This is a genomic window from Shewanella sp. SG41-3 (genome assembly GCF_014164545.1).
GTDB lineage: Bacteria > Pseudomonadota > Gammaproteobacteria > Enterobacterales > Shewanellaceae > Shewanella > Shewanella vesiculosa.
The window spans coordinates 98,412-114,043 of the sequence record NZ_JACJFJ010000001.1; the positions used below are offsets into that span (position 1 = coordinate 98,412).

At 41.7% G+C, this 15,632-nt stretch carries 13 protein-coding genes and 2 pseudogenes; 7 read left to right on the plus strand and 8 right to left on the minus strand.

The features are described from left to right. Positions 1–9: 9 nt before the first annotated feature. Together surA and lptD are read right to left on the minus strand one after the other, a co-directional pair. A complete protein-coding gene (gene surA / locus H5164_RS00490) occupies positions 10–1,314 on the minus strand; it encodes a peptidylprolyl isomerase SurA (protein ID WP_124017864.1) in 1,305 nt (434 codons plus the stop codon). A 144-nt stretch (positions 1,315–1,458) separates the two neighbouring features. Continuing rightward, the gene (lptD, locus tag H5164_RS00495) at positions 1,459–3,759 is read right to left on the minus strand and encodes an LPS assembly protein LptD (RefSeq protein ID WP_182754190.1); all 2,301 of its coding nucleotides are present in this window, start codon (positions 3,757–3,759) and stop codon (positions 1,459–1,461) included. A 143-nt stretch (positions 3,760–3,902) separates the two neighbouring features. Here lptD and H5164_RS00500 point away from each other — a divergent pair, with 143 nt between their 5' ends. From H5164_RS00500 to H5164_RS00520, 5 genes are all read left to right on the plus strand, one after another. Then, positions 3,903–4,931, plus strand: a complete 1,029-nt coding sequence (locus H5164_RS00500; protein ID WP_182754193.1) for an aminoglycoside phosphotransferase family protein — start codon at positions 3,903–3,905, stop codon at positions 4,929–4,931. Then, positions 4,928–5,611: an N-acetylmuramate alpha-1-phosphate uridylyltransferase MurU gene (gene murU / locus H5164_RS00505; RefSeq protein ID WP_182722473.1), complete on the plus strand. Its 684-nt coding sequence runs from the start codon at positions 4,928–4,930 to the stop codon at positions 5,609–5,611. Before H5164_RS00500 ends, murU begins: the two co-directional genes overlap by 4 nt. A 65-nt stretch (positions 5,612–5,676) precedes the next feature. Continuing rightward, the gene (djlA, locus tag H5164_RS00510; protein ID WP_182754196.1) at positions 5,677–6,450 is read left to right on the plus strand and encodes a co-chaperone DjlA; all 774 of its coding nucleotides are present in this window, start codon (positions 5,677–5,679) and stop codon (positions 6,448–6,450) included. A gap of 49 nt (positions 6,451–6,499) precedes the next feature. Continuing rightward, entirely contained in the window at positions 6,500–7,453 is a 954-nt protein-coding gene (locus H5164_RS00515; protein WP_182754199.1) for a D-2-hydroxyacid dehydrogenase, read from the plus strand. Positions 7,454–7,492: 39 nt separating this feature from the next. Beyond that, complete coding sequence (locus tag H5164_RS00520) at positions 7,493–7,939, plus strand: hypothetical protein (protein ID WP_124017870.1); 447 nt, start codon at positions 7,493–7,495, stop codon at positions 7,937–7,939. Positions 7,940–8,102: 163 nt separating this feature from the next. Here the strand turns inward: H5164_RS00520 and purT are convergent, their stop codons facing one another. The 5 genes and pseudogenes from purT to H5164_RS19920 form a co-directional block, all read right to left on the minus strand. Next, a complete protein-coding gene (purT, locus tag H5164_RS00525; RefSeq protein WP_182754202.1) occupies positions 8,103–9,293 on the minus strand; it encodes a formate-dependent phosphoribosylglycinamide formyltransferase in 1,191 nt (396 codons plus the stop codon). Between the two features lie 384 nt (positions 9,294–9,677). Continuing rightward, positions 9,678–10,979 carry a DEAD/DEAH box helicase gene (locus H5164_RS00530; protein ID WP_124017872.1) on the minus strand — a complete coding sequence of 434 codons (1,302 nt, stop codon included), beginning with the start codon at positions 10,977–10,979 and terminating at the stop codon, positions 9,678–9,680. A gap of 477 nt (positions 10,980–11,456) precedes the next feature. Then, positions 11,457–11,888, minus strand: coding sequence for a hypothetical protein (locus tag H5164_RS00535; protein WP_182754796.1), 432 nt, complete (start codon positions 11,886–11,888; stop codon positions 11,457–11,459). Then, positions 11,812–11,970 (minus strand): annotated as a pseudogene (locus tag H5164_RS20180) (T6SS effector amidase Tae4 family protein); the annotation flags it as partial. The pseudogene H5164_RS20180 and the gene H5164_RS00535, both read right to left, overlap by 77 nt. A 47-nt stretch (positions 11,971–12,017) precedes the next feature. Further along, on the minus strand, positions 12,018–12,305 hold the full coding sequence (locus tag H5164_RS19920) for a type VI secretion system amidase effector protein Tae4 (RefSeq protein WP_220492624.1): 288 nt from the start codon (positions 12,303–12,305) through the stop codon (positions 12,018–12,020). A 616-nt stretch (positions 12,306–12,921) separates the two neighbouring features. Between H5164_RS19920 and H5164_RS19970 the strand changes: the two are divergent. Beyond that, positions 12,922–13,564, plus strand: a pseudogene (locus H5164_RS19970) (IS4 family transposase); the annotation flags it as partial. Between the two features lie 72 nt (positions 13,565–13,636). Here H5164_RS19970 and H5164_RS00545 read toward each other — a convergent pair. After that, positions 13,637–14,995 carry an NCS2 family permease gene (locus H5164_RS00545; RefSeq protein ID WP_182754205.1) on the minus strand — a complete coding sequence of 453 codons (1,359 nt, stop codon included), beginning with the start codon at positions 14,993–14,995 and terminating at the stop codon, positions 13,637–13,639. Positions 14,996–15,429: 434 nt separating this feature from the next. Between H5164_RS00545 and H5164_RS19975 the strand changes: the two genes are divergently transcribed. After that, positions 15,430–15,558 carry a hypothetical protein gene (locus H5164_RS19975; RefSeq protein ID WP_259396705.1) on the plus strand — a complete coding sequence of 43 codons (129 nt, stop codon included), beginning with the start codon at positions 15,430–15,432 and terminating at the stop codon, positions 15,556–15,558. The last annotated feature ends 74 nt before the right edge of the window (positions 15,559–15,632 follow it).

Here is a 15,632-nt window from a genome sequence, read left to right on the forward strand (position 1 = left end):
TAATTATGCTTAGCCTCGTTTGCTTTCTGGCTCAACGATTTCGATATACGCTTCTGAACGCATTTCGTCTAACCAGGTTTGTAGCTCTTCATTAAACTTACGACGGAAGATTAATTGATGAGCACGGTTGCTATTAAATTGTTCTGTTGCGTCTGTTTTACGGCGAGCTTCAAGTTGGACTATATGCCAGCCATGCGTTGAACGGAACGGTTCACTGTACTGACCTTCTTCAAGGCTTGCTAGAGTTTGTGAAAACTCTGGCACATACATGCTTGGGTCTGCCCAGCCTAATTCACCACCTTTAGCTGCAGAACCTGGATCTTCAGAGTACTGACTGGCTAATTTAGCGAAATCAGCATCACCGGCACGCACTTGAATTAAAAAGTTGGCTAACATCGCTTTAGCACGCTCTTCCGATAAAATCGGTGAGGGCTTTAATAGGATATGGCGTGATTTTACTTCTTCAACTTCTTGAGTTTGTAAGCCACGAGTATCGACTACTTTGATAATATGAAAACCTGACCCTGATTTAATCGGACCAATAATGTCACCTTTTTTAGCTGTACTAACCACTTCAGCAAATAAGGTTGGCATTTCATTAATGTTCATAAAATCCCAGATCCCGCCTTCTAGCGCTTTTGGACCCGAAGACGATGCAATAGCTGTGCTACGGAAATCATCACCGTCATTTAAGCGTTTAAGCACGATATCTGCACGGCGACTAGCACTTTCAAGTTGTTCACTGGTTGGGTTACTTGGTACTTCAATCAGGATGTGACCAATTTGAAACTCAACATCTTTTAAGCCTTGTTCCTGAATCAGTTTCACTAAGCCAGTAATTTCTTGCGGCGACACCTGAATTCGGCGTTGTACTTGAATACGCTGAATTTCACCTAAGGTGACTTCTTGACGTAGCTGTTCCCGATATTGACTAAAGCTAGTGCCTTCGCTCTCAATCGATTGGCGCATCTGTGCAACCGATATTTTCTGCTCTTTAGCAATATTTTCAATTGTTTGGTCTAATTGTAAATCGCCAATTTGCAAACCGATACGTTGAGCTGTTTGCATTTGCAAATGGGTTAAAATGAGGCGTTCTATAACCTGAGTACGCAAGGCGTCATCAGAAGGCAACGTTTGATTAGCCGATTTGGCATTGGCTTTGACTGTGGTAATCATGTTGCTGATTTCACTTTCAAGAATGATACCGTCATTAACTTGTACCGCTACGCGATCTAATGGTATTGGCGCAGCAATACTGGTGTTGCTTATAGCCAGTGCTAGTAATGCAAAAATTATTTTTTTACTGTGTTTCATCCACAAAATCCTTGGCACATTCGATTCAATATAAACTGGCAATAGATCGCCAAAATAAGGTTACTACATCATACTCAACAGCATGTTTGTTGTTATTGGACTATGAGTTTATCGCTAGGTTCAGCAATCTATCACAAAAGATTGTTAATTCCTCAAGTAAAGTGGTTTACGGTAGTTAAATAAGCCTTCATTTAACATGTCGTCGACTCCTAATGGACCCGATCCCCCTAAGCCTTTAATGACAAAGTTTAGATAAACACCGCTCTCAAACTCTTCACGTCCGTCAATGGCGGCTGACAAGTCATCATCGTAGTTTGTTTTAATTCGGTAATGATAACTCAGACGCAATGCCCAGCAACATGACTCATACTGCACGCCTGTATAGGTTTCAATACTACGAGATTCATTAAGGTCATAATAGTAGTTACCAACAAAATATAAGTTGTCACTAAGAGGCCAAGATGTTCTTACGCCTGCTTGAGAAATATCAACTTTATCATTGGTATTGGTATTGAGTAAGTCTGGAACAAAGCGATAGCTTAGCTGTAATAATTTGTCATTACTTGGACGATAATCCAAGGTGACTTCATTCTTTTTATTCTCACCTGTTTGAGTGTCGTGCTGAACCGAACCACTGATAAACCAGTCATTATATAACTGAGCATCGAGTTCTGCTGCTAATACCGACGTCGACTGCGTTGTTTCTTCATAGGTATCATCAATGCTGACTTTTGAGTCTTGTAGATACATGATTTGACCTACGCTAAACTTCATTTTTTCGCGGTTAGCTTGGTCAAATAAACGGGTGGTGAAGCCCAAGGTAAACTGGTTAGCATCTGCTACACGATCTAAGCCTGAATATTGGCGATCGCGGAACAAGCCATAATAGTCTTCTTGTAGTTGCGCGGTGTCATAAATACCAATATTGGATTGGTCTTCATAGCCGACATAAAGGTATTGAATTTGCGGTTCTAGGGTTTGACGGTATTGTTCGTCAAACATTTGGGTAGCTCGCTCGAAATTAACCTGACCATGTAAACGCGCTTGCGGAATAGTGCGGCTTACGCTGTTATCTAAGGTTGAATTGGGATCGATATTTTGCTGCCAATACTGGGTTTGTAGTAATTTAACTTCACTGGTAAACGAGCCCGCAGGCCCTTGAATTGGCCAGATTAAGCTAGGCACTAAGTGTAAGCGAGTCGCGGTATTGTAGTCATTATCTTGATGACGAAAGTTGGTCAGTTCAGAGTTAAACTTAAAGTCGATAGAGTTAAAAATATCGGCAGCACGATAGTTAAAGTTTAACTGTGGCATCACTTGATAGGGTTTTTCGTCTTCACCAAGTACTTTAATGTCTTGTACGCGCATATTGAAATCCCAGTTACGTTCAAAATAACTGGCTTCACCAATGCGTGATAACTGGTTGTCGGTTGAACGGTTAACGTCGGAATTTAAATCGTTGAAATAATTGTTATCAGACACATCGGTATAGTCTGATCTGACACGCCAGTTTTTATTGATGGCCCCTTGATGACTCCAATGATACAAATATCGGTCAGCGTTTGAGGTTAGCTTACTATCATTACTTAAGTATTCGACATTGAACTGGCCGTTTTGTTGCTCACCGGCAAGATAGCGAAATTGAGTTTTGGTATACAGCCCACGTGAGGACATGAAATCCGGAGTGAAAGTAAGATCAAACTCTGGCGCAATATTCCAATAATAAGGGGTACTGACTTCCACACCATTCGTGGTACTGGTACTAAAGCTTGGGAATAAAAAGCCTGTTTTACGTTTATCAGATACCGGTACTGTCATATATGGAATATATAGCACTGGAATGTCAGCAATACGCAGCTTGGCATTCCAAATCTCACCCCATTCTTCTTTACTGTCAATTTTGATCATGTCCGCTTCAAGCAGCCATGATTCATCACCCGGAGGACAGGTTGAAAAGTTAGTTTTGGTCAGTAATAAATTATTGTCTGACGTAATCTGTAACTTTTCAGCATCGCCATGAACTTGTTGGCCATGCAACCAATACTGTGCGCCTTTTAAGGTGGCGTTATTGGTACTCATTTGAGCTTCTAGTGTATCGGCAGTAACGGTAAATAACTCATCTTTAAATATTAGGTTGCCGTTAGCATTTAAGCGTTGTTGCTTTTGATCTAATACGGCATTGTCAGCCGCAATATGACGAAACCCTTGGCTGAAACTAACATCGCCTGAAAATTCGGCTTGCTCGTTATAAGAAACAGCAGAGTGATCACTAATGATAACAATCTGATCGTCAGAAATACCGGTTAATGCTGCACGATCTTCGAATGAACGAGAAACAGGTGGCGCAACAACGCATTGTAGCGCAGGCGCTTCGGTCGTTGTTGGCTCATCAGCCAACACGATATTTGGGAGTAGGCTTAGTGCCAGAAAATAACGGATCTGCATTGTTGTCAATAATTTATGAATTCTGATTCCGGAAAGTTTTGGAGAGAAAAAGATACTCAGCTAGATGAAACATTCCATTCTTTAGCTGTTTCCAAATGTTATGCTGGCTATAATAAAGCAATTTTTAGTTAAGAGCCATTGAGATGATTTTATCTGACCCAAGATTTGTTGCGTTAAGTAACTGGTTAAACCAATATTTCGGCGATAACGTTGCCATTAGTTTGATCTGTGGTGATGCCAGTTTTCGACGTTATTTTCGTATTCAGTATCAAGGTAAGCATTATATTGTCTCTGATTCGCCCATTGATTTAGTGCCTATCGCGCCTTTTGTGGCGATTGCAAAAGCTTACCATCATGCTGGGTTATTAGTACCCGAAGTACTTGCCACCTGCGATGACTATGGCTTTGTTTTGCAAACTGATGTGGGCGAATTACAACTCTTGTCCGTGCTGAATAAAGCTAATGTGAGTGACTATTATCAGCGCGCATTAAACTTATTACCCATTATTGCATCCGTGACCGAGACCCAAGATGGTCCGCTGGCCGATTATGACGCTGCTTTTGTGATGCGAGAGTTAGCGATTTTTGTCGATTGGCTTCTGAAAGAGCATTTAGATTACTCGTTGACGGACAATGAACAGGCAATGATTGAGTCGACCTTTAATGCGTTAACCGAAAATGTCCTTGCACAGCCTCAAGTCGGTATGCATCGTGATTATCATAGCCGTAATTTACTGATAAATAATCAAGCGTTAGCGGTGATCGACTTTCAAGATGCCGTCTATGGCGCAGTCACTTATGATGCTGTCTCTCTGCTACGTGACTGTTACGTGCGCTGGCCTGACGATATCGTTAATCCGTTGATGAGATATCATTATCAACTGGCAATTGATCATCAATTGATGAGTGACGATGTAACGTTTTCAACTTATCAACAATGGTTTGATTTAATGGGCATACAACGCCACATTAAAGCCGCAGGTATTTTTGCTCGTTTATACCATCGTGATGCCAAGCGCGGTTATTTGGCTGATATTCCATTAACCTTACAATACGTTGCTGATATTGGTATGCAGTACTCACAAATTGCTGAATTTAGTCAATGGGTTAATAAGGTGATTTTACCGCGAGTAAACCGTAAAAGTATTGATGAGGCGGTAAGCGAAGCATGAAAGCAATGATTTTGGCTGCGGGGCGTGGAGAGCGTTTACGACCTTTAACCGACACCTTACCTAAACCGTTAGTGAGCGTTGCCGGTAAACCATTAATAGAATATCACATAGAGAAACTTGCTTTGCTGGGGGTGAGTGACATCGTGATCAATCAGGCGTGGTTAGGGCATAAATTACCTGAAATATTAGGCGATGGAAGTCGTTGGGGAGTACAGATCCGTTATAGCGATGAAACCACTGCGTTAGAAACGGCTGGCGGTATCAAGCACGCATTACCATTATTAGGTGATGAGCCCTTTTTAGTCATCAACGGTGATATCTTTATCGATTACTTGCCCGATGTCTCGTTAGCTTATCGAAAGGTTATCCAAGCTGAAGCGGACGCGTTTTTATGGTTAGTTGATAATCCAGCGCATCATCCGCAGGGGGATTTTGCTATTGATGTGAATGGCCAATTAACGGTTGATGATGAGCCAAAGTTAACCTTTGCTGGCTTGGGCATTTACCATCCTCGATTATTTATAAATTTACCCGAAGGTAAACAAGCCTTGGGACCTGTGCTGAAGCAATCAATGAGCCAGCAGCGGATACAAGGTGTGCATTTTAAGGCTTATTGGTGCGATGTCGGGACGATTGAGCGACTAGAACAACTGCAGAGTCGATTACTGGCTCAAGATTAAGGCATGCGAGCGCGCCTAAATGCAAAGCGCGACATATTAATTATTTAACCGTAGTGGAAAACAACATGCGAATTTGGGGTAAAGTTTTTGGGTTTATCATTGGGTTTATGTTTGGGCGTTTCTTTGGGGCTATTTTAGGCTTATGGTTAGGCCATGCTTATGACAGACGCCAAGGCTTAAGCGCGTTAATGCGTAAAGGCGGTGAGCGTCAGGCGATGTTTTTCAACTCTACATTTGCCGTCATGGGCCATGTAGCTAAAGCCTCTGGGCGAGTGACTGAAACCGACATCCGTATTGCGGCCATGTTAATGGATCAAATGAAGTTATCGGGACAATCGCGTATTGATGCGCAAACAGCTTTTCGCCAAGGGCGCCAAGCTGATTTTGATCTGTTACAGCAGCTTGAGTTGTTTCGACAAGCCACTCAAGGCCGAGCTGAGTTAGCGCAGATGTTTTTAGAGATCCAAATTCAAACTGCATTATCTGATGGTGAGTTACATGCCAATGAGAAGCAAATTTTATCCGCTATTGCCAATAAGCTTGGTCTTGCTGCACAACTTGATGTGTTACTGGCTCGTTGGCAAGCTGAATTCAGTCATCATCAGTCGCCGCAAGGTAATAAAATGCCGCTGACTGATGCTTATGTACTCCTCGGCGTATCAGAGTCTGCAAGCGATCAAGACGTTAAGCGCACTTACCGTAAACTGATGAACGAACATCATCCTGATAAGCTTGTTGCAAAAGGCTTACCAGAAGAAATGATGGAGCTTGCCAACACTAAAGCGCAAGATATTCAAGCTGCTTACGAGCGAATTAAAACTTCACGTGGAATGCGTTAGTAATAGGCTCAATGCCTGTGCACGCTGTTATTAATAGGGCCAAAAATCGATGAAAATAGTGGTATTAGATGGTTACACTCTGAATCCTGGTGATTTGAATTGGCAGGCGCTTGAGGCATTAGGCGAGTGCGATATTTACGACCATACACCACTCGATCAAATCGTCAGTCGCTGCCAAGGTGCGCAAATTGTGCTGACGAATAAAACCCAGTTGAGTGCCGCAACCTTAAAGCAACTGCGCGGATTAATTTATATTGGGGTTCTTGCCACAGGCACCAATGTTGTAGACATGGATGCCGCAACCGCGCAGGGGATTGTGGTCACCAATATTCCTGCTTATGGCCCAGATGCCGTGGCGCAAATGGTGTTTGCCCATATTTTGCATCACCATCAGCAGGTGGCTTTACACGATCACGCTGTTAAATCTGGACAATGGGCTGCTAATCGGGATTTTTGTTTTAGTTTGAGTCCATTAACCTCGTTAAAAGGATTGACCTTAGGGGTGGTGGGGTATGGCGATATTGGTCAGCAAGTTGCCAATTTAGGTGTGGCATTCGGTATGAATGTCTTGATCACCACCACGCAACCAAAAACGAATTTACCAGCAGCCATTCAATGGTGTCAACGCGACCATTTACTTAAGCAAGCCGATATTATATCGCTACATTGTCCGCTTAATGCGGCAACCAAATATATGATAAACAGTGACAGTTTACGCTTACTTAAACCGGGTTGTTTATTGGTTAATACTGCTCGCGGCGACTTGATTAATGAAATTGATTTAGCCCAATGGCTTAACCATGCTCATGGATTTGCTGGCGTTGACGTGCTATCAACTGAGCCGCCAAGTCATGATAACCCGCTCCTTAGTGCTGCCAATATTACCATTACGCCGCATATTGCCTGGGCAACATTGCAGGCTAGACAAAATCTACTCAACATCGCGGTTGAAAATGTACACCAGTTTCAACAGGGTAAAATGTTGAATCAGGTTAATGGCTAATGGCTTTTTAATTACCACCAGTAATACGGATATTCGCTTATGTCACTATGGAAAATCTTGTTTGATTTTGTTGATAAAGAACGGACAAAGTTTGATAACGTGCGTCATGATACCCATGCGCTGCAATTTGAGATTGAATCAAATATTCATTTTATCGTTGATGGCTTAGCGCAGGAAATCAGCGCTGCTGATATTATTAAAGGGTTAGAAACCAAAGCGTTTGAACATGCCATGAGCTCAGGTTTACGTATTCGACAAGCTAGACTGAGCGCTAAAACCATTGAGGGTTATAAAGAGTTTGATAAATATCTAGATGAGCCAAGTGATGTGTTGGTGAAAAACCTGTATATGAAAATCACCGTATTACGAAAATTGATCAATGTGGGTAAGTTTGATCAGGAACGTAAACTCAAAGCGCTATTTCGTCTAATGATGTTAGTCCACTTTCATTTAGCCAGTAAGTCACTGCCAAAAGCAAAAAACTAAGTTATCAGGCTAAGGTATACATTCACTTAAACACTTAAATACTTAAACACAAAAAGCAAAAGCAAAAAATAAGCCGCTGAAACGTGTAACAGATTCGGCGGCTTAATTTTGTCTATCAAGTCATTTTGTTGAGCTGTTGTTGCTTAACTAAGATAAGCGTTATTTAAAATAGGACCTTGATATTACTCGCCACTATTTTAGCTTTTTCGACCGCCGCTTCCACCGAGCTATCACGGGCTAATGCAACGCCTAAACGACGACGACCATCTATATCTGGTTTACCAAACAAACGTAACTGAGTGTTAGCCGGGGCTAACGCAGCCGCGATGCCTTGATAACGAATATTGGTCGAGGTGCCTGTTGCTAAAATCACTGCAGAAGCGCTGGGTCCATGTTGGGCAATATTGCTGATTGGTAAGCCCAAAATAGCTCGAACATGCAAAGCAAATTCAGATAAATCTTGGCTGATTAAAGTGACTAAACCTGTGTCGTGTGGCCTTGGTGATACTTCAGAAAAGTACACTTCATCACCGCGAATAAATAGTTCAACCCCAAATAAGCCATATCCACCCAGAGCTTCAACCACACGTTGGCTCATAGTTTGAGCTTTTTGTAGTACATCAGCTGGCATGGCTTGTGGTTGCCATGATTCACGATAATCACCATCTTCTTGTCTGTGACCAATTGGGTCACAAAAGTGAATGCCATTAACAGCGCTAATGGTTAGCAAGGTGATTTCGTAATCAAATGGTATAAAGGCTTCAACAATCACTCGGCCTTTGCCTGCGCGGCCGCCTTCTTGAGCGTAAGCCCATGCGTGCTGAACTGTGTCTGCTGATTTAATCACACTCTGACCTTTACCAGATGAGCTCATCACCGGCTTAACCACACAAGGAATACCAATATCGGCTACGGCTTGTTCAAATTCTGCTTGGGTGTCACAGAAAAAATACTTTGAAGTTGGAATCGCTAAGGTTTCTGCCGCGAGACGGCGAATTCCTTCACGATCCATAGTCAGTTTGGCCGCATTGGCTGTCGGCACGACATGCAGACCTTGTTGCTCTAGTTCCACTAAGGTTTGAGTGGCAATGGCTTCAATTTCTGGAATGACTAAATCAGGCTTTTCAAGCTCAATAACCGCTTTTAATGCCTCAGCATCCAACATGTTAATTACATGAAAACGATGAGCAATTTGCATAGCAGGCGCATTAGGGTAGCGATCAACCCCAATCACCTCAATACCATAACGTTGTAGCTCAATAGCCACCTCTTTGCCGAGTTCGCCGCAGCCTAATAGCATCGCCTTAATCGTGCCTGGAGCATTTGCTGTGCCAAATGTAGTAGGAATCGCCATGATGATGTACAGCCTCTGTGTAGGGATATTTTTATATGCCGAACAGTGTAACGAGATGCGCTATTAAAAAGCCAATATAAAAGTCACTTTATGGCGAAAATAGTACAAATATGACCGTTTTTTGTGATGAAAGATTGTGTTTTTTGACGACAAGTCTAGATTTTACATGCGTTGTAGCTATGAGTCATGGCACGACAGGATTTACATTATTTGCGATTATTGCTCGGCTTGATGCTTAGGCGAGTTGTGACGTCATATCACTGATAATGCTCTTTAGTGATAACAAAGGATATTGCTGGTAGCAGTGTGCCAGATAACACGCTAATAACTTTAATGAATACGCAAAAAAGGCGCCGAGGCGCCTTTTTGTTTGCATCAAAAAGATTACTTAATTTTTTTGTACTTCACGGTACTGCTCACTTTACCGACTTTAACACGACGGCCATCCATGTTTTTCTCGGCAATCATCTGTGCGCCAGCGTTATCACCGCGTTGTTGCTTTTTGGCAAAACTACGACGTTTTTCAATTTGCTTAAGCAGCATTTCACGGCTACCCACTTCATAACCTGGTACCGTAACACGGCGAATTTGTTGGCCAATTAATTTTTCAATGTCAGCTAATGTGCGTTCTTCTTCACGGCTTACAAACGAAATTGCCACACCAGTTTTACCTGCACGGCCAGTACGGCCAATACGGTGGACATAATCTTCGGCTAAAAACGGTAAATCGTAGTTAACAACGTATTCAAGGTTTTGAATATCAAGACCACGGGCAGCAACTTCGGTGGCCACTAATACACGAATTTTGCCTTCAACAAATTCACGTAGTGCGCGACGACGACTACCCTGGGCTTTTTCGCCATGAACCACGCCAGATGGAATACCATCTAGATTTAACTCTTTAACTAACTTGTCTGCCGCATCACGGGTCGCGGTAAATACCAACACTTGGCGCCAGTTTTTAGTACCGATAAGTTCAGATAATAATTCACGCTTGCGACGTTGTTCAACAGGGTAGATAACTTGGCTTACGGTAGCTGCTGTGGTGTTTTGTTTATCCACAGTAATTACTTTCGGTTTTTCAAGCATTTCATTCGCTAGCTTTTTCACTTCAGTAGAGAAGGTGGCAGAGAACAACATGTTTTGGCGATTTTTATTTACTGCTTGGAGGATCTTTTTAATATCGGCACTAAAGCCCATATCAAGCATACGGTCGGCTTCATCAAGTACTAAAAACTCAACATTAGATAAACTTAAGTTACACGCTACTATGTGTTCAAGTAAACGACCTGGCGTTGCTACAATCACGTCGGCGCCGCGTTTCAGTTTTTGTGACTGAGTATCTATCTTAACGCCACCATAAATGGTTAATACAGTTAAGTTTAGGTGTTTACTGTAAGCGGTAATATTATCTGCAACCTGTGCGGCAAGCTCACGAGTTGGTGTAAGAATTAAGGCGCGAGTGTTAGACGGCATCGTTTCTTTTGGGTTATCACACATTCTTTGCAGAATAGGCAGTGCGAAAGCCGCCGTTTTACCTGTTCCTGTTTGTGCGCTGGCCAACACGTCTTCACCACGGCGGATTGCCGGGATCGCTTGTTGTTGAATTGGCGTCATAGATTGATAACCGCACTCAGCGATCGCGCGTAATATTTCTGGGGCGAAGCTAAAAGATTCGAATTTCATGGTGCGGTTCCTGTATGTACATCAAAACAAAGCGATTTAGTTGCGATAAGTTAATATTATCTGCACAACATCAATCTGGAATATTGGGGCCGATAGCCTTATTTATGGCTGAACTCATGCTTAACTGGGTTGATTAACGTCTTCGGATAGCTGAAAAACATTAAGCTTGAATGATACACCCAATTGAGTGCCATCGATAAGCGGCCGCGGAGTATAACAAACTTTTGTTTAAATCCTGAACTTTATCTGTGTCAAAAGAGAAGATTTTGCATTTAAATTTATTTTATTGAGATTGTTAGAGTTTGTGTCCGGGCTAAGGAATAATAGTTTGCTTGAAGCTAATCTCCTCAAAGAATCACCGGGATCACTGTGGTAATAAGGAATGTTCTTTAGCGTTATAACTGGGAGAGTATAGTGAATTTAAACAGCGATGGCCTCTGATATCAAAGTGCCATCGCTGTCGGCCATTTCAATTGACTATAATTTTCTTATATCATCGAGCTTATTCAGGAACTGTTGATCTTTTTTAAGAATAAAACACTTCAAAAGCTCAATATCTATATTTTCTTTGCTCGATACTTCAGGATCGTATTCTTTGACTAATATCGCTGTTTGTTGAAATTTATCAGCCGAATAGTTACTCAACTCTACAATGCCTGAAGTTATTTTTTTGATGTCAGATAAATCATAATCTTTTGATTTAAAATACCAAAATATACAATTAGACTCAGCGAAATCGAGTAAGTCATCAGCATGATATTTATTTTTTATTACTTCAGAACATCCAAATAAAATTAATGCACTACAAATTAGGAGTGATGCTAGTTTATATTTAATCATTAGATGCTTCCCAAAAATAAATTTTGTGTGATACATCCCCATAACCTTGGTAAACGCAGTTTGAGCCATCCCAAAGATCCGCATGCCCGGTCGCATCAGACCACCCATTTACTTCATATATAATGATACCCTTACGGTTTCTAATTTTATTTTCATATTCCTCTGGTGTGAATGCTTCTGGATCACCATAGTTTTCAGCTAAATATTTTTTAGTATTTTTACTCTAAAAATGTACCAGTCTTTATTTCTGCCAGAGGACACTTGTCCCTCAAGTTTTCCGTTTGGGCCAACGGCTTTGTAAAAAGGGATCTTATGTAAACCACCTGAACCGTTAAGAGCTTTAGATACTCTCGTTGCACATGCATTTCCAAACACACCAATATCAAAATTCAGTTCAACTTTACCTCCAATCTGTTTAAAAACCGCTGGGGCAGGAAATGCTGGGTAGTTTTTTTTCAATATATCCCAGTTTGGCATTTTTCTCATAAACTTTCCTTTAACAGTGAGTCGTCTAAATATACGTATTTATTTTGGTGTGAAATTATTTAGATATTAGTAAAAATACTTAATATATTATTTTCACTATATAATTTCTGAAGAATATCAGATGAATGTATTTAAATAAATTATCCATTGGGGTGTATTCTGGGAGGAAACTTCAATTTATTAAATTTGGGAGTAATAAGTAATTAAGCACTAAAATCATTATTTTATAGCTTTTATCTGCTTACCAACTTGGGAGGATGTTGTTCTAATCGGTTCAATGTCATACGTTATAATTAGAACTGTTTTTTCGCATTTTTCTGTCCCTAATACGGCAAATATCTTTCTTAAATGCTACATCTAAGATCCAATGCAGTTTATTTTTTATTTTGACTGGCGCCTAACGCTGTTGTTGTTTATCGAGGTATGAATTATTGTTTAATGGCTTGATGTAAGTCGATTAATGCCAATCGCGTTATTACCTACATCAATACATCAACGTACTTTTAACAAAAAACTCTTTCATCAATAGCAATCTAGACTTCATCAGCGCCGCTAAATAGTCCAGCTTTACCGTCACGTTCAAGGGCATTAATACATCTATTTATTTGCTGACTAGTTAGTAAACTGGCAACGCTCTGGAGTACAGCGACATTGACTGACACCCATAAAGTCAACGATGCGCTTTGATGTCGTCGAAGAATTTGCGAATAATGACTTGCTCATTGATATGCCCGTCTCCCCGCAAGCGAGAAAGAAAAATCCCGCGCTTCCTGACACATGACTTGCCCGCTTTATCGCTTATCAAGAGCCTAAAGGTGAAATAAAAGGCTTCGTTATCTCATTCGTCGACCCCGTAAAGTATCCGCTGGGCAAGCTACCAGCGCTGGGAAATAGAAGAAGGATACGGCGAACTTCAGCAAACCCAACTGCAAAGTAAGGTGACATTACGAAGTAAATTTGTTGAAGGGGTTAAACAAGAATTGTGGGGCGTGCTTATAATTTGGTTCGTTTAGAAATGACAGCGATAGCAAAAGAAGCAAAAGTTGCGCCTACCCGTATCAGTTTTACCGCTGCAACAAGCTTAATAGACACACAATTTAGGTGCCTTGCTTTATCACCAGATGGAAAATCGCCGGCTAAACTGAAACAAATGCGAGCCGATATAAAATACTTTATCCTTCCTGATAAAAGAAAGCACCGAACGTATCCACGTTCGGTGCTCTGTACCCAGCCGCTATCCACTTAGATATAAACAGTAATGCTTATCCGAATAGCATTAAGCCTCTATGGCTGGCCTTAATATTGAATTTATAATTGAGTTTACAATTGGGTTAAATCGCCCAGCCACCCATGTAGAAAGCGACTAAACCTAGGGTGATTAAGATGACCCCAAGTCGCAGTTTACGCCACTCGCCGCTACATATGCGGCCAATAACCAAGGTAACAAAGCCAAGCATAATCCCAGTAACGATATTACAGCTTAAAATGATAAATACCGCGCAGGTTAGGCCCGCCATTGCATCGACTTTATCGTCAAAATCAAGCTTGGTGACGTTGCTTAGCATCAGTAAGCCAACATACATAAGCGCAGGAGCTGTCGCATAAGCAGGTACCAAAAAGCTTAACGGCGCTAAGAATATCATCATCAAAAATAACAAGCCAACGATGGTTGCCGTTAGGCCGGTTTTGCCACCTGCTGCGGTTCCAGCTGCGGATTCAATATAAACTGCTGCAGGAGCGCCGCCTACCACGCCAGCAAAAATACTGCTGACTGAGTCTGATGTCAGTGCTTTACCACCGCCGATAATATTGTCGTTATCATCGAGAAGTTCCGCTTGTCCGGCAACTGCTCGAATCGTGCCTGTGGCATCGAAAATGGCGGTCATCACCAATGCCAATACAATCGGCAGTACTACTGGATTCAATGCGCCCATAATATCGAGTTGACCAATCAGCGATGTATCAGACATTAAGTCCGGCAAAGCAAATAGCCCTTGATAAGTCACGCTTGGATCAAATATTAACCCAAAAATCGATAGTCCGACTATTACCAATAATATGCCACCTGGTGTGCCCCGGCGCTCAAGCCCTATGGTCATAGCAAGACCAATAATCGTTGCGATAACCGGTAAACTATTAATATCACCAAGCTTTACGGGTAAACCGGCATCGTTTGATACAATCAATTTAACGCTATTGGTTGCGATAAGGAGTAAAAACAGACCAATACCAATTCCCGTACCGTGAGCGATACCGGTTGGCAGGTTAGTGAGCACCCATTGACGGATCCCTGTGACACTCACAAGTGTAAATACGATACCCATCAGGAAAATAGCGCCAAGAGTCACTGGAATCGATATTCCCTGTCCCAGCACCATGCTAAATGCAGTAAATGCGGTGAGTGATATTGCACACCCTATGGCCATAGGTAAATTAGCCCATAGTCCCATGAGTAATGAACCAAACGCGGCAATTAAACAAGTGGCGATAAATACCGCAGCAGGATCAAACCCTGCCGCGCCGAGCATGTTTGGCACCACAATCACCGAATAAACCATCGCTAAAAACGTCGTTAAGCCAGCAATGACTTCACGTTTTAAGGTACTACCTCGGGCAGATATATTGAAATAACGATCCAAAAATGAATCAGAAGCGGCGGTCGAGCTAGAGAGAGTCTGTTCAGACTTCATAGTGATTATACCTTTTGATCTCTTAAATTATGAGTTAACCAATGGTCATTCATTGGCGACACGGCTATGGCAGGTAGAGCCCTAAACAAGAAACACTTAGGTGAGAGATCCACTTGGCGCATATAGCGTTAGTGACCTGCGAGTATTGTGCTAAACAACTTTGTTAAACACATGTCTGGTAAAATTTACTCTTACCAACATAGCCTTTGTTGGCGCGGAGTTTACAACAATCGACAATGCGGAAATAGGAAGCGGCTAACATTTTTTGTTATATAGGTAAAAACGCACTAAAAACAGATTGTTTTGTATACTTCACAATAAAATTAACTCGCTGCAGTTATAACCCTTTGAGCATTTATCACTAATAACGGATCGCCGCCCTTGGTATGGCAATTTAATACCATTATTTAGTAATAGTGGCGTTTGCCAAAAAAATGCAAATTAACCGACGTGAGTTCAAGGTCGACGTTGGCAACATTAAGCAGTTATTGTGCATTATCGGTGTAGAGATGACAGTGACGTCTTACGATCCAAACGGGTTAATGGACATGTATACAGGTTAACTCATGGTAAATCTGACGATAAATATGCTTGTGATGATGGGGGAAACATTGCCGCTGATGTCATGCCTTAGCGT